Raw genomic sequence first — 15,695 nt, 5'->3', positions numbered from 1 at the left:
CGCGGACAACACGACCATGATCCCGGAACTCGGCAACTTCGCGCTCATCGTCGCGCTCATCGTCGCCCTGGTACAGGGTACCTTGCCGCTGCTCGGCGCCCACCGTGGCCGGCAGCCCTGGATGGCGCTCGCCCGTCCGGCGGCGGTGGCGCAGGCGCTGCTGCTGGCGGTGGCCTTCGCCTGCCTGATCATGGCCTTCATCGACAATGACTTTTCGGTGCTTTATGTGGCGCAACATTCGAACACGCTGCTGCCGCTCGAATACCGCGTCGCTGCGGTCTGGGGCGGACACGAAGGCTCGCTGCTGCTGTGGGTAGTGATGCTGGCACTGTGGACGCTGGCGGTTGCCGTGCGCTCGAAGCAACTCCCCGTGCACATGGTCGCGCGGGTGCTGGGCGTGCTCGGTCTGGTCAGCGCCGGCTTCCTGCTGTTCATCCTGGTGACCTCTAACCCCTTCGAGCGACTGCTGCCGGGCGCCGAAGAGGGGCGCGATCTGAACCCGCTGCTGCAGGATCCCGGGCTGATCATTCACCCGCCGATGTTGTACATGGGCTATGTCGGCTTCTCGGTAGCCTTTGCTTTCGCCATCGCCGCGCTGCTCTCTGGACAACTCGACGCCGCCTGGGCGCGCTGGTCGCGACCCTGGACCACCGCGGCATGGATCTTCCTGACCCTGGGCATCGCGCTCGGATCGTGGTGGGCCTATTATGAACTCGGCTGGGGCGGCTGGTGGTTCTGGGACCCGGTCGAAAATGCTTCGTTCATGCCCTGGCTGGTCGGCACGGCACTGGTGCATTCGCTGGCGGTCACCGAAAAGCGCGGCAGTTTCAAGAACTGGACGGTGCTGCTGGCAATCTCGGCATTCTCTCTGTCGCTGCTCGGTACCTTCCTGGTCCGTTCCGGCGTGCTGACTTCGGTGCACGCCTTCGCCACCGATCCGCGGCGAGGCATCTTCATCCTCCTTTTCCTGGTCACGGTGATCGGCAGTTCGCTGGCCCTGTTTGCCTGGCGCGCGCCCAGAGTTGGTCTTGGCGGCCGCTTTGGCCTGCTCTCGCGCGAGTCCTTGCTGCTCACCAACAACGTGCTGCTGGTCGTCGCCTGCGCGTCGGTACTGCTGGGCACGCTCTATCCGCTGCTGATCGATGCACTCGGCGCCGGCAAGCTGTCGGTAGGTCCGCCCTACTTCGACGCCGTCTTCGTACCGCTGATGTTGCCGGCTGCTTTTCTGATCGGTGTGGCGCCTTTTGCACGCTGGAAGCACGCTACTGTCGGCGAACTCGCACGCACGCTGCGCTGGGCATTTCTGGTCGCCGCCCTGGTAGGCATCGGCACCCCGTTCATTTATGGTCAGTGGAAACCACTGGTGGCGTTGAGCCTGTTGCTGGCGGCGTGGATCGTTCTCAGCGCGCTGCTCAATATCCTCGAACGCGTGCAATCAACGCGCGCCGGACAGTCGTTCATCACTGCGGCGCTGCGGCAACCGCGCAGTTTTTTCGGCATGCACCTGGCGCATGTGGGTATCGCCGTGTTCATCGTCGGGGTAACGATGGTCGGTGCGTATCAGGCCGAGAAGGACGTCCGGATGGAGGTCGGCGACACGGTCAGCGTCGGCAACTACACTTTCCGCTTCAACGGCGTACGGCCGCAGCAGGGACCCAACTACCGGGCCCTGCTCGGTGACATCGACCTGATCAAGGACGGCCGGGTGCTGCGCAAGATGTTCCCGGAGAAGCGTTTCTACGTCGCTTCTGCGATGCCGATGACCGAAGCCGCGATCGATAGCGGCTTGCTGGGCGACGTCTACGTCTCGCTTGGAGAGCCGATCGACAAAGCCAGGCCGGATGCCGCGTGGGCAGTGCGCGTCTATCACAAGCCTTTCGTCGACTGGATCTGGGGCGGCTGCGTGTTGATGGCCTTCGGCGGGTTGCTGGCCATCAGCGACCGCCGCTACCGGATCAAGGCACGCGCCGGTTCACCCGCCTCATCTGCCGCAGCGTCGCTGGCGCAAAACGCCTGAAGGACTGCCCATGAACAGGTTTCTCTGGCCGTTGATCGGCTTCATCGTGCTGGTCGTGCTGCTTGCCGTCGGGCTCAACCTCAACCCGCGCGATGTCCCTTCGCCGCTGGTCGGAAAACCCGCACCGAACTTCTCGCTGCCGCAACTCGCCGCACCGGAACAGAAGTTCTCGCCGCAGGACATGCTCGGCAAGGTCTGGCTGCTCAATGTCTGGGCATCGTGGTGTGTCTCGTGTCGACAGGAGCATCCGGTGCTGGTCGAACTGGCAAAAAAAGGCACGGTCCCCTTGGTCGGTCTCAACTACAAGGAGGTCCGCGGTGACGGCGGCATCGACCTCGACAAGGTCGCTCCCGGCAGCGAACAATCGATGGTCATCGAGCGTGCCAGCACCTGGCTGCGCACCCACGGCAACCCGTACACCCTGTCGGTGCTCGACATCGATGGCCGCGTCGGCATTGACTACGGCGTCTATGGCGTACCCGAAACCTATGTCATCGACAAGGCAGGGATCATCCGCATGAAACATACCGGCCCGATCTCCCCTGACGTGTACTCGGGCAAGATCCTGCCGCTGGTGGCGGAGCTGTCGCGATGAAGCGCTTGCTGCTGGTCGTGCTGCTGGCGTTGGCGGGAACGGGCTGGCACAACCTCCACGCCGGAGAAGCCAGACCGCTCGCCGCCGACGAGGCCACCGAACAACGCCTGATCGCCATTGCCTCCGAGCTGCGCTGCCTGGTCTGCCAGAACGAATCGCTCTCCGGGTCAAACGCCGAACTGGCCAACGATCTGCGTCGCGAGATCCGCGGCCTGATCAGGGACGGCAGGAGCGACGCTGAAATCATGGAGTTCATGGTCAGCCGCTACGGCGACTTCGTGCGTTATCGGCCGCCGCTGAAGGGAAGCACACTGCTGCTGTGGTTCGGCCCGGGCCTGCTCTTCGTGACCGGCCTGACGTCGTTGGTGATCTACCTGCGCCGGCGCGACCGGGCGATCAGGAACACACCGCTGACGGCTGCCGAACAGCAGCGGGCCGAGGCGCTGCTGCAGGACCGCGATTCAGGCCAGGGACCGTCATGACCACTTTCATCATCGCCGCGGCGCTGCTGCTCGTCGCCGTCATTGCCATTCTGTTGCCGCCGCTCTGGCGGGCGCCAGGAGCTTCAGCTACCGCCGACCGCCGTGCAGCGAATCTGGCGATCTTCCGGGACCAGCTCGCCGAACTCGGACGCGAGCACCACGACGGCTCGCTCGCCGACGAGGATTTCGTGAACAGCCGGAACGAGTTGCAGCGTCGCCTGCTCGACGAAGTCGAAGCCGAACCCGCGGCGGCACCGCCGGACACTCGGCCGGGCAGCCGCAAGACCGCCCTGGCCCTGCTCATCGTCGTGCCGCTGGCTGCCGCCGTCGGCTACACGCTGATCGGCAATCCGCGCGCGCTCGACCCACTGCAGCGACAGACGCGCATCGCCCCGGAACAGATTCTGGAGATGGTCAACGGCCTCGTCGAGAAGCTCCGAAAAAACCCTGACGATAGCCAGGGCTGGGTGATGCTGGCGCGTTCATACAAGGTCCTGGAACGTTTTCCCGAAGCGGCCGATGCTTACAGCCGCGCCGCCACACTGGTCGACCAGGACCCGGTCCTGCTCGCCGATTACGCGGATGTTCTCAGCCGGAGCAATGGCGGCAAACTGCAGGGCAAGCCGACCGAGTTGGTCGAGCGGGCCCTCAAGCTCGACCCCGACGAGCCGCAGGCGCTGCTGCTGGCCGGTGCCGCAGCGACCGACCGACAGGAGTTCGCTGCCGCCGCCGAGTACTGGTCGCGGCTGCACGCCCAACTCGAACCCGATTCCGAGGAAGCCAGGGCCCTCGCAGCCGCCATCAACAAGGCACGCGAGATCGCCACCCAGGCCGCTGCCGCGAAGACAGCAGGGAAGCCTGCGGCCGGTGTGGGCGCCGTCAGTGGCGAAGTCACCCTGAGCAGCAGGCTTGCCGCGCTGGCCAGGCCGGACGACGTGCTGTTCGTCTTTGCGCGTGCAGAGGAAGGGCCCCGGATGCCATTGGCCGCCATGCGGGCGACGGTTGCCGACCTGCCGTTGCGCTTCATCTTTGACGACTCGATGGCGCTCCCCGGCGGCAGGAAGATCTCCGATTTCGCCACGATCAGTATCGAGGCGCGCGTCGCCAAAGCCGGCAAGGCCCAGAGTTCGAGTGGCGATCTGTCGGGCAGCATCAGCGGCATCAAGCCGGGTAGCCGCAATCTGCGTCTGCAGATCGACCAGGTTCAGCCCTGAGCCGTCGGCCACGCCATGGCCTGCAGGCCGACGCGATTTGTCCGATTTGTTAACCTAGATCAAACCGTCGGCTCTTCCTCCTCCGCTAGACTCTAGCCAGCCTCGGCGCACGGCAGATGGCACTAGAAATCCAGGGAGGGGAGAAGCATCGTGTCCGACAATGTTCCAGGGTTCTGGGCAAAACTCAAACGACCAAGTACCCGGTACTCGCTACTGGCATTGCTTTCGGTCGGCTTCGTCTGCGGCGTCCTCTTTTGGGGCGGCTTCAACACCGCCATGGAAGCCACCAACACACTCGACTTCTGCATCAGTTGTCACGAAATGCGAGACAACGTTTATCAGGAGTACAAGACCACCATTCACTACAGCAATCGCACCGGTGTGCGTGCTTACTGTTCGGATTGTCACGTGCCCAAGGACTGGGGGCACAAGATGATGCGCAAGATTCAGGCCAGCCAGGAACTCTACGGCAAGGTCATGGGGACGATCTCCACGCCAGAGAAGTTCGAAGCCAAGCGCCTCGAACTCGCTACCCATGAGTGGGCGAGGATGAAAGCCAGCGATTCCCGTGAATGCCGCAACTGTCACTCTTTCTCGGCGATGGACATCGAGAAGCAGAAAGCACGCGCCTCCAAGATGCACAAGCTCGGGCAGGACGACAAGAAGACCTGTATCGATTGCCACAAGGGAATCGCGCACCGGAAACCCAAGAACATGCCCGAAGAACCGGACGACGACTAGCAGCAACGACTTCGGCCGTGGTGTCCTGGTCCGCGGCCGAAGACGAACATGCATCCTGAGGCCGACTTCGGCCGGCGACAATCGCATCAACACTTGAGTGGAGTCTGAGATGAAAAGAACGAGCCTTTCCCTCGCCATATTCGGCGTCGTGCTGACTTTGGGCGCGCCGATGGCGCAAGCTGCTCCGGACTGGAGCAAGGTTCCCAAGCGCGATGTGCAGGTTTTTCACCCGGCCGTGACGCCGATCGAGTGGGTCATGAAGAAATCCGACCATAGCGGCCGCACCGGGATCAACAAGGGCGAAAGCTGCGTCGGTTGCCACGAAGAGAAGGGCGGTCTCAATTTCGACATGAAGCGTCTCGCCGGCAAGGACCTCGAACCCAAGGGCGCACCCAGGACGATGAATTTCCCGGTCAGCGTGCAATCTGCCTACGACAAGGACAATGCCTACATCCGTCTGACTTTCAAGGCACCCAGCGGAGCCGTCGACCCCGCCGACAAGGAGAACGACGTCAAGGTTGCGGTCATGTTTGCCAACGACAAGGTCACCCAGGGCGCACAGATCGGCTGCTGGGCGACCTGTCACAGCGATGCGCGCAGCATGCCCGGCGCCGACGAGAAGAAAACCAAGTACACCAAGGACGGCGCCTACGAACTGATGCAGTGGAAGAGTGCCAAGGGTGCCAAGGTCGCCGACGGCTCGGTGACCGACAAGCGCAACATGGAAGGCGGCACCGCCGGCGTCAAGGCCGAAGGGAGCAAGGTGGGCGAGACCTATACCGTCACCTTCACACGCAAGCTCTCGGGGACCCTGGCAGAGGGCAAGGCGACACCCTTCGGCGTCGCCATTCACTCTGACCATGCCAGTGGCCGCTTCCATCACGTTTCCATGGGATATACCATGGGCTTCGGGGCCGAGGGCGACATCAAGTCGACCAAACAGTAAGGCCCTCTCTCCTCGACTTCCGGCGCAGTGCAGCGGAAACGACGCTGCACTGTCGGCACGACGACACCCCTCACAGCCACACGTTTTCACTGGTGGGGGCCGGATAAGAGGTACATGGTCCCGTACTGATCCACGGCGAAGCCGGAGTGATCAGCTATAATGTTTGCTGCGTCGTGATCGACAACGACCGCGACGCTTCGGCATGTCCGCGCAAGTGCCCTGGTTTCCTCTCTCGATTGCAGGCAGTTCTCCCCTTGCGGAACGCTTCTTCTGCTGTCTCGCAGCTTGCCCCTGAACTTGCTGCGTCAGCAGCAGTCACGGAACCACGGGAAAGAGCAAAGCAGCACGGCGCGCGCGACTTCAGGAACACGGCAAACTGCGGAGCAGTTGATTGATGCAAGGCTTCCACCTCATCTGCATGCTTGCACTGGGCATCGTTTCGGCGAGCGCCCAGGCCAGCATTTATGGCTATATCGATGATCAGGGCGCAGCGCATTTTGCCACCGAGAAGATGGATGCGCGCTATCAACTCTTCCTGCAGGGCAACCAGCTGCATTCATCCGACTTGACGACTGGTCCGGCAAAGCCCGCACTACTGCGCTATTTGTCGGAACACCCGAATCTGAAGAAATTTGAACCACTGCTCAGACTCGCCAGCGACGAATTTGCGGTCGACCCCGCCCTGCTCAAAGCCGTGATGGCTGCCGAATCGGGCTTCAATCCGGGTGCGATTTCCCCCAAGGGCGCCATCGGACTGATGCAACTCATGCCCGCGACTGCTGAACGCTATGGCTTGCAGGGCGACAAGAACAAGACCGTCGAGCAGAAACTGACCGACCCGGCGATCAATATTCGCCTGGGGGCACGTTACCTGCGCGACCTCCACCGAATGTTCCCGAATCAGCAGCAATTGGTGCTGGCCTCGTACAATGCCGGTGAAGGCGCCGTTCAACAATACAAGAACACCATTCCCCCGTATCCGGAAACGCGCAACTACGTGCAACTGGTCACGCAGTTCTATCAGCTGTATCAATCCCAATCCCCTGCCGCCAAGAACGCGGTCGCGGTATTTGCCCGCTCGTCGCAAGGCCTGAAGCGTATTTTCATGACCATCCCGGGACGCCGCAACATGCCGGCTTCCCCAACGGCGACCGAATGAGCTGTTCACTGAATTGAAATTCCGGCATGCGGCGCCCTGAATGCCATCCGCAGCGGTGCACTCTGCAGAAACGGCGTGGTCGCCCTGTGCAGACACCGACAATATCCGGTAGGTACCCGACTGGAATTGCCAGTGCCGGTGCCGCGGCAGTGGCGTGACGCCATTCCCGCCCGGCTTATCGACCACAGGCCGGATCTTCTTTCCCAAGGATGTGTGATGCCCAGATCCAGTCTCAACACCGCCAACTCGGAAGCTGCGGCGCGGCTCGCCGAACAAACCGCTGCCGCCATGTTCAGCCGCGATGCGGCGAGCCGGCTGATTGGCATAACCATCGTCAGCATCCGTCCCGGCTACTCGCTACTGACGATGAAGGTCCGACCGGACATGGTCAACGGCCACCACATCTGTCACGGAGGCTATCTGTTTACCCTTGCCGATTCGGCCTTCGCCTACGCCTGCAATGCCTATAACCGGAACACGGTCGCATCTGCCTGCCACATCGACTTCCTGACACCGGCCAGGGAAGGCGAACTTCTTGAGGCCGAGTGCGAAGAACGCTCTCGTTCGGGGCGCACCGGCGTCTATGACACTACCATCCGCGATCACCATGGCAAGGTCATCGCCCTTTTCCGCGGCAAGTCGTATCGCATCGCCGGCGAGGTCATTGCCGGGCTTGAAGCAGACGAGGGCTGCGCCATGGCGGCCAAGGGACCAGCGGGCCGGGTCGAAGGCAACCCGCAGTGAACCGCGCCATCAGATCGGCACCACAACGCCCCGGGCCACACCACATGCCGCGGGGCATCCACCGGGATCTCCCATTCATCATCGCCGGCGAGCACTGGACGTACGGCATGTAGTGCTGTGATTGGCGCCTGCCGAATTCCCGGACCGCAAGGCGATTGCTGCTCGCAACTCACTTGCCGCCGGCGATCACAAATGCGAATATTGCCGACTGCCGGTCAGGCTCCAGCCGACTCTTTCGGAAATCGCCCATGCACTCTCATCATCACGGCATCAATATCCAGGCGCTGCTGGCGCATGTGCCGCTGTTCAATGAGCTGGAGAGCGAAGAAATTGTCCGCCTCGCGCGGGGTTCGCGCGAACTCGCGGCATCGCGTGGCGACATCCTGTTCCACAAGGGAGACCTGCCGACCGGCTTCTATCTGATCGTCTACGGCCAGGTGAAACTGGCATTCACCTCGGCACAAGGTGGCGAAAAGGTGGTCGACATCCTGGGACAGGGTCAGACCTTCGGCGAAGCGGTGATGTTCATGGACAAACCGTGCATGGTCTATGCGCAGGCCCTGGCAGACTCGCTGCTGCTGCACATCGCCAAGACGGCCATCCTCGACGAACTCGACAACGATCCCAGGCTCGGCCGCAAGATGATCGCCGGCCTCTCGATGCGGCTTCATCACCTGATCAACGACGTGGAGTCGTTCTCGCTGCATTCGGGTCGGCAGCTCATCATCGGCTACCTGCTGCGCGACAATCCTGTCGACGGCGACAAGGGAGCCACCGTCACGCTCCCGACCAACAAAGGCGTCATTGCCTCGCGCCTCAATCTGACGCAGGAGCACTTCTCACGCATTCTGCACGAACTCTCCGAGAAAGGGCTGATCGTGGTTGAAGGGCGAAAAATCCACATTCCCGATGTCCATAGACTACGCACGCATGATCAATGAAGTCTGCGGCACTTACACCAACCGATAAAGGAGACACCTCGCATGGCATTGGAAACCGAGATCAAGCTGAGCCTGCCGGCAAGCGCCGCCCGCCGGCTGCCTGCACACGGCCTGCTGGCCGACAGCAAGCCGCTCCGCCAGAAACTGGTCAACACCTACTATGACACGCCTGACCGGCGTCTGCAGCGCAAGCGTGTCGCCGTGCGCTACCGCCAGAAGGGCACCGAATGGCTGCTGACCGTCAAGAGTGACGCCCCTTCGCCGGGCGGACTGGCGCAGCGCAGCGAGTGGGAGGCTCCCGGTCAACCCGGTGATTTCGATTTCGCGCACGTGGACAATCCGAAGCTGCGCCGCTTTCTCGAATCGGTGACACCCGAACTGGTACCCCTCTTCACCACCGACTTCACGCGCAACTTCTGGGTCGTGGTTCCGCAGGCGGGAACGCGCATCGAGGTCGCACTCGACCGTGGCAAGATCGTCGCGGGTGAGCGCCAGGAGCCGATCTGCGAGGTCGAACTCGAATTGCTCGAGGGAAAGGTCGCCGCATTGTTTACTGCCGCATTGTCCCTGCAGAGCGATCTGCCGCTGCATCCTGAAGGCGCCAGCAAGGCCGAGCGCGGCTACCGTCTGGCCAGCGCCGAGGCCCTGGTACCGAACAAGGCCACCGACGTGCGTTTGGAAATGGGCATGACCAGCATCGCGGTGTTCCGCAGCACCGCCTTCTCGTGCCTGTCGCAACTGCAGGGTAACGAGCGCGGTCTGCGCGAGAGCAACGCCCCGGAATTCATCCACCAGGCGCGCGTCGCCATGCGCCGGCTGCGCTCGGCGATCCGTCTCTGGAGGCCGCTTTTGCCCGAGGAATACGTCAACAACTTCGACCCCCGCTGGCGAACGCTGGCCAATCAACTTGGCGACACGCGCAACTGGGACGTCTTCATTACCGAGATCCTGCCTCCGATCAGCAAGGCGTTCCCGGATCACAGCGACCTGCAGCGCCTGGTCGGTCAGGCCATGAGCCACCTGGCGGGGTGCCGCAAGGCAGCGCAAGAGGTTATGACCTCGCCCACCTACTCGCAATTGTTGCTCGAGTTCACCGCCGCCACGGTCGCTCTGGAGGAAAGCAAGAAGCCACCGCTGACTGTATTCGCACCGCGTTCCCTGAACAAGCGCGCCAAGCGCGTCGCCGCGTTGGCGTTGGAGACCAGGGATTCCGACCCGGAAGCCCGACACGCGCTGCGCGTGGCCCTGAAGCGGCTGCGCTACGCACTCGAGTTCTTCGCACCGCTCTTCCCGGCACGCCGCCTGCAGCGCTATCACCAAAGCGCTGCAGGCTTGCTCGATCTGCTCGGCCGGATGAACGACAATGTCGTCGCCGAGCAGCTTGCCGTCGCGGCACAACCCGGCCACCACAGTGATCTGGTACGTGCCTGGCTGGCTGGGCGCAATGACATCATGCTTGGGCAACTCGCCGCGCTGCTGGGCGACTTTCTGAGTCACCAGCCACCTTGGGAGCATGGCTGAAACCCTGTACGTCGGGAACAGCACAACTAAACACCGGCTGCCGTAAGCCAGCCGGTGTCGTCTGGAACGTCGCGCGCCGGCAAACTGATAGACGGCTGCCGGCGCGGCAGCGAACAGGGTTCGCGATCAAGCCATGAATCAAACCACGACCCTTGCCGGAGCCAGGAGCATCCTGTTCCTGGCTCTGCTGGCCCTTCCATTGGACTGCCTGCCCGCCTCCACCGGTTTACCGCCGGCTGTCAGCCAGGCCCTGCAGGAGGCAGGCATCCCGGAGCGCTCGGTAGGCATCGTCGTGCAGGCGGCCGATGGCGGGCAGCCGCTGCTCAGTCATAACGCCCGCCAAGCCATGAACCCGGCATCGGCAATGAAACTGCTGACCACTTACGCCGGCCTGGAGATGCTCGGACCAGCGTACACCTGGCGCACCGAGGCACTTGTCGAGAGCATTCCGGGAAATGGCCGGCTCGAAGGAAACCTCTATCTGCGCGGCAGTGGCGATCCCAAGCTCGGTCTTGAACAGTTCTGGCTGCTGCTGCGCCAGTTGCGCGCGCGCGGCGTGAAGGACATCGGCGGCGACCTGGTGCTTGATCGCGGCGCTTTCTCAGTGCCGGTACACGATCCGGGAGAGTTTGACCACGAGCCGCTGCGACCCTACAACGCGGGACCAGACGCCCTGCTGCTGAACCTCAACAGCGTTCGCCTGACCTTGCAGCCAGACCCGCTACGCAAGGTCGTGAACGTCATTGCCGAAACCCCGAGTGACGGTCTGCGAATCAGCAATCACTTGAACCTGGGGCACGACGCCTGCGGCGACTGGCGAGAACGGATCAAGCCCTCCGTGTTCGGCCAGACCATCGAACTTGGCGGCAGCTTTCCGGCGGCTTGCGGCGAAAAAGCGCTGCACTTGGCACCCTGGACCCCTGATGTCCAGGTCGAAGGACTGTTTCGTGCACTGTGGGGTGAACTCGGCGGCAGCTTCGGCGGCCGCGTGCGCGCCGGGCGCGCACCGGCAAACGCGCAGACGCTGGTTGTCCACGAATCACCGACGTTGGGTGAAATCGTGCGCGACATCAACAAGTTCAGCAATAACGTCATGGCCCGGCAACTCTTCCTGACCCTGGACAGCGAGCGGCCGGCGACCGCCGCGGGCGCGCGCCGGCAGATCGGCGCCTGGCTACAGACCAAGGGGCTGAAGCTGGCCGCTCTGGCGCTGGACAACGGTTCGGGACTATCACGCAGCGAACGTATCTCGGCTGAGGATCTCGCGCAGTTGCTGCGTGCCGCCTGGCAAAGCGCGGTGATGCCCGAACTCGTCGCGTCGCTGCCCATCGCCGGTGTCGATGGCACCTTGCGCAAGCGGCTCAACGCCGGATCAGTGACCGGGCGGGCACACCTGAAAAGCGGTTACCTCGATGGGGTGCGGGCGATCGCTGGCTATCTGCTGGATCAGAATGGCAAGCGCTGGATCGTCGTCTGCCTGATCAACGACCCGAAAGCGCGAGCCGGCAAACCGGCCATCGACGCGCTTCTGCTCTGGGCGGCGACGCGCTGACCCCGCCCGGCCTGCAGCGCTCCGACCCACCGGCCTTTGCGAGTCACCTCAGAGCAGCAGGCTGCTGGCACGCGCAAAGGCCTCGAACTGCGCAGCCGGCAAGGGTTTGCTGAACAGATAGCCCTGTGCCTCATCACAACCCTTGCCGCGCAGGAAGGTCAACTGTGCCTCGCTTTCCACACCCTCGGCAACGGTCTGCAGGCCGAGGGCGTGCGCCAGGCTGATGGTCGCCGTTACGATCGCCTCGTCATCCGGGTCGGCAGCGAGGTCGGCGACAAACGAGCGATCGATTTTCAGCTTGTGCACCCGGAAGCGCTTGAGGTAGCTCATCGACGAATAGCCGGTACCGAAATCGTCGATCGACATGCGCACACCGCGCGTGCGCAGCTTGTCCATGGTCTCGATCGCAGCCAGTGGGTTGTCCATCGCCACGCTCTCGGTCAGCTCGAGTTCAAGAAACTGCGCCGGCATGCCCTCCTCGTCAAGGATCCGCGACACCACCTGGGTCAGGTTCGACTGCCTGAACTGCACCGCCGACAGGTTGACGGCCATGCTCTGCAGAGACAGACCAGCGTCCTGCCAGGCGCGCATCTGGCGAACGGCCAGTCGCAGAGCCCATTCGCCGATTGGCAGAATCAGCCCGGACTCTTCGGCGATCGGGATGAACTCGTTCGGCGACACCATCCCGAGTTCAGGATGTTGCCAACGCAACAGCGCCTCTGCCCCGATCAGGCGACGGTCATCAATGGCGAACTGCGGTTGAAAATGCAGACACAACTCGCCGTGTTCGAGTGCGCGCCGCAGGTCGTTCTCGAGTTGCAGCGTGCGCGCCGACCGTTCCTGCATCTCGGCAGTAAAGAAGCAATAGGTGTTGCGACCGCTTTGTTTCGCGCGATACATGGCCGTATCGGCACACATCGACAACGCCTCGAAGCTCTCGCCGTCGACCGGGTACATGGCAATACCCACCGATGCCGTACAACTCAACTCATGTTGCCCGATCCTGTACGGCGGCGCGGCGACTTCCAGCAATTTTGTTGCCACATGCGCCGCGCCAGCGGCATCGGCACTCGGCAGAAGAAGGATGAACTCGTCCCCCCCGAGACGCGACACCGTATCCTCTTCGCGAACCGCACCGGTCAGCCGTTCGGCAACCTGCACCAGCAATTCGTCGCCAATCCGGTGGCCCAGGGAATCATTGACGTTCTTGAAGCGATCGAGGTCCAGGAAGATCAACGCCAGCGGCTCACGCGCGCGGTGCGCGCGGCTCAGATCGTGTTTGACTCGCTCGTTGAGCAGGCTGCGGTTGGGCAAGCCGGTCAGCGGATCGAAATGCGCCAGCCGCTGGATGCTGGCTTCGGCCTCCTTGAGCTGCGAAATGTCGATGAAGGTTCCGATATAGTGCGTCGGTAATCCATTGCGCTCGACCCGGCTGATCGACAGCCATTCCGGGTAGATGCTTCCGTCCTTGCGGCGGTTCCAGATTTCGCCCTGCCAGTGGCCCAGCGATGCGATGGCCTCCCACATGCCGCGGTAGAAAGCCGCACCATGGCGCCCCGAAGCGAGCAGGCGCGGGTCCTGCCCGAGCGCTTCGGTTTCGCTGTAACCGGTGATCCGGGTAAACGCCTGGTTGACCATCACCATCTTGCCGCTGGCGTCGGTAATGGCAATGCCCTCGCCACCCTGCTCGAAGACCTTGGCGGCCAGATCAAGCTGCGCCGCTGCCTGCTTTTGTGCAGTGATGTCAACCAAAGTGCCAAGATAGCCGGTCAGCACACCCTGTGCGTCGCGCATGACGGTCACCGACAGGCGCACCGTGATATGACGCCCATCCTTGCGCACGCAGGCGCGTTCCCGCTCATCGGTAATGCCGCTGCAGCGCGCCCGCGCGACCAAGGCGTCGAAACCCGCTTCCACTCGGAAACCGAGCGCCTCGCTGAGGTTTCTGGCCACCGCTGCGACCTCGTCACCATCGTGAAACACGGTCGGTGTCACCTTGCCGACGACTTCCTCGGCGAGGTAGCCGAAGATCGCCTCCGCGCCAGGGTTGAACACCGTGATCAGGCCCTTGGGGTCGGTGGCGACGATACCGCAGGCTGCACTCGCGAGAACCGAGCCTTTCAGCGCCTCGCTCTCACGCAGCGCCTGCTCGACCTGCTTGCGCTCGCTGATGTTCATCGCCGTGCCGACGGCCAGCAACGCACGCCCGGCGGGGTCACGCTGCGCCACCCTGCCGTGCGTCTGTAGCCAGATACATTGACCTGCCTTGTTGATGATCGAATGCTCGAAACCAAACACCGGATCGCCCGGACGCATGGCCTCCTGAAAGCGCAGCAGCAACTCGGCACGATGATCTGGATGTACCAATTCCATCAGTGCGTCCGAAGTCGCCGGATCCTCACCCTGATCGAGCCCGAGCAACTGCAGCATGCTCGCATCGTAGCGAATGCTGCCGTTGCGGAGATCCAGTTCCCAGAACACAAGTTGGGTGGCTTCGATCGCCATGCGCAAGCGCATTTCTGCGCGCTTGCGCGCGCTGATGTCGCGCGAGAGGACGACAAAGCGCGGCTCTTCGCCAATCCCCGTCACTTTGCGGGCCACCGACAGTTCGAACCACGCGCTGCCCTGCGGTAGCAGCAGCTCGAACTGCTGGCCGAGGGAGTAGCCGGTTTCATGAGCCTCGCGCAAGGCCGACAGGCAACTGGCGGCCGCTGCCGCAGGCAATACATCGGATACCAGCTTGCCAATCAGAAGTTCTGGTTGAGCCACCAACAGTTCGGTACGCGGTGAATGGTAGTCATGGTAGCGACCGTCCAATCCCAACTCGAACAGCAGGTCCGGAATGGCCTGCAGGGTCGCTGCGAGCTTGGCCGTCCGCTGCCTGACGACGCGCCGCAAGGTCATCACCCACAGCAGCAGCAGAACACCGATCAGTGATCCCCCGACAAGCGCGTAGCCGAGATAGCGCGCATAGGGCGACAACGCCAGCGGCACGCCCATCCATTTTTCCCGCAATGCTTTTTCTTCGCCCGCAGTAATGCTCGCAAAGCCCCGCTGCAACAGATCCATCGTCGCGGCGTCGCCTTTGTGTACCGCCCGGTGGAACTCTCCGGTATGGAGCGTGAAGGCCTGATTGAACAGTTGCTCGGCGTTGTTCAGGTAGAGCAGGTAGCGCGCCGGCGGGTCGTCCAGACAGAACACCCGCACCTTTCCCTCAACCGCCGCGTGTACCAGCGCCTCATAACTGGCAAACTGCTGCAGGCTGCGGATCCCGGCGCTGGCGAGGCGGTCGATACAGGCGTCGCCAGCCTTCACGCCCACCAGAAAACCCCGCAAGGTGGTCAGGTCGATGATGCCGCCGATACCGGCATGCGCGTAGATCGAAACCGGGATCGCTTCATAGGCCGGCAGGAACTGCAGGCTGCGCTCGCGTTCCTCGGTTCGGAAGATGGTGTCGATCACTTCGGCCTGGCGTCGGCGCATGCGTTGCTGTGCGGTAGCCCAGTCGCTGCCCTGCAGGTCCACTCGCACACCGGTCTTGGTCTCCCACAATCGCCACATATCGACCAGATAACCAATGAGCGTGCCGTTGCTGTCGCGAAAGACGTAGGGCGGATAGTTGTCGTCGATGACCACATTCAGAGTGGCCAGCGCGCTGTGTTCGGCGGCGCTGCCGCGAGGCTGCACCAGTGTCGCCAGAATCCCGACAAGGAACACCAGACAGAGGCGGCGAAGGAAATCCATGACTACGATTGCACGTGCCGTCCAATCGACTGTAGCAGC

The 15,695-nt window shown here is 62.9% G+C and carries 12 protein-coding genes; 11 read left to right on the top strand and 1 reads right to left on the bottom strand.

From position 1 onward, the window contains the following. Window positions 1-16 precede the first annotated feature (16 nt). The 11 genes from AC15MQ_RS15050 to dacB all read left to right on the top strand — a co-directional run bounded on the left by AC15MQ_RS15050 (window position 17) and on the right by dacB (window position 11,912). A complete protein-coding gene (locus AC15MQ_RS15050) occupies window positions 17-2,017 on the top strand; it encodes a heme lyase CcmF/NrfE family subunit (RefSeq protein WP_287669612.1) in 2,001 nt (666 codons plus the stop codon). Between the two features lie 10 nt (window positions 2,018-2,027). Next, window positions 2,028-2,612: a DsbE family thiol:disulfide interchange protein gene (locus AC15MQ_RS15045; RefSeq protein WP_287651843.1), complete on the top strand. Its 585-nt coding sequence runs from the start codon at window positions 2,028-2,030 to the stop codon at window positions 2,610-2,612. Beyond that, the gene (locus tag AC15MQ_RS15040; protein ID WP_287651844.1) at window positions 2,609-3,094 is read left to right on the top strand and encodes a cytochrome c-type biogenesis protein; all 486 of its coding nucleotides are present in this window, start codon (window positions 2,609-2,611) and stop codon (window positions 3,092-3,094) included. The genes AC15MQ_RS15045 and AC15MQ_RS15040 overlap by 4 nt, the downstream gene beginning before the upstream one ends. Continuing rightward, entirely contained in the window at window positions 3,091-4,308 is a 1,218-nt protein-coding gene (gene ccmI, locus AC15MQ_RS15035) for a c-type cytochrome biogenesis protein CcmI (RefSeq protein WP_287669617.1), read from the top strand. The genes AC15MQ_RS15040 and ccmI overlap by 4 nt, the downstream gene beginning before the upstream one ends. 150 nt (window positions 4,309-4,458) lie before the next feature. Continuing rightward, the gene (locus tag AC15MQ_RS15030) at window positions 4,459-5,049 is read left to right on the top strand and encodes a NapC/NirT family cytochrome c (protein ID WP_287669619.1); all 591 of its coding nucleotides are present in this window, start codon (window positions 4,459-4,461) and stop codon (window positions 5,047-5,049) included. Between the two features lie 109 nt (window positions 5,050-5,158). Next, window positions 5,159-5,995: an ethylbenzene dehydrogenase-related protein gene (locus AC15MQ_RS15025; protein WP_287669621.1), complete on the top strand. Its 837-nt coding sequence runs from the start codon at window positions 5,159-5,161 to the stop codon at window positions 5,993-5,995. A 394-nt stretch (window positions 5,996-6,389) separates the two neighbouring features. Then, the gene (locus AC15MQ_RS15020) at window positions 6,390-7,154 is read left to right on the top strand and encodes a lytic transglycosylase domain-containing protein (protein ID WP_287651848.1); all 765 of its coding nucleotides are present in this window, start codon (window positions 6,390-6,392) and stop codon (window positions 7,152-7,154) included. A 216-nt stretch (window positions 7,155-7,370) separates the two neighbouring features. Continuing rightward, on the top strand, window positions 7,371-7,898 hold the full coding sequence (paaI, locus tag AC15MQ_RS15015; RefSeq protein ID WP_287669625.1) for a hydroxyphenylacetyl-CoA thioesterase PaaI: 528 nt from the start codon (window positions 7,371-7,373) through the stop codon (window positions 7,896-7,898). A 248-nt stretch (window positions 7,899-8,146) separates the two neighbouring features. Next, window positions 8,147-8,839, top strand: coding sequence for a Crp/Fnr family transcriptional regulator (locus tag AC15MQ_RS15010; RefSeq protein WP_483080512.1), 693 nt, complete (start codon window positions 8,147-8,149; stop codon window positions 8,837-8,839). A gap of 42 nt (window positions 8,840-8,881) precedes the next feature. Next, window positions 8,882-10,360 (top strand): CYTH and CHAD domain-containing protein, encoded by a 1,479-nt coding sequence (locus tag AC15MQ_RS15005; protein WP_483080511.1) that lies wholly within the window; start codon window positions 8,882-8,884, stop codon window positions 10,358-10,360. A gap of 133 nt (window positions 10,361-10,493) precedes the next feature. Then, window positions 10,494-11,912, top strand: a complete 1,419-nt coding sequence (gene dacB, locus AC15MQ_RS15000; RefSeq protein WP_483080510.1) for a D-alanyl-D-alanine carboxypeptidase/D-alanyl-D-alanine endopeptidase — start codon at window positions 10,494-10,496, stop codon at window positions 11,910-11,912. Between the two features lie 48 nt (window positions 11,913-11,960). Here dacB and AC15MQ_RS14995 read toward each other — a convergent pair whose 3' ends face one another. Beyond that, a complete protein-coding gene (locus AC15MQ_RS14995) occupies window positions 11,961-15,656 on the bottom strand; it encodes an EAL domain-containing protein (RefSeq protein ID WP_287669634.1) in 3,696 nt (1,231 codons plus the stop codon). Between the last annotated feature and the right edge of the window lie 39 nt (window positions 15,657-15,695).

The sequence above is a fragment of the Candidatus Accumulibacter propinquus genome (genome assembly GCF_056856495.1).
The sequence above is the reverse complement of the archived record's forward strand: the minus strand, read 5'-3'. Positions and strand labels throughout refer to the sequence as shown.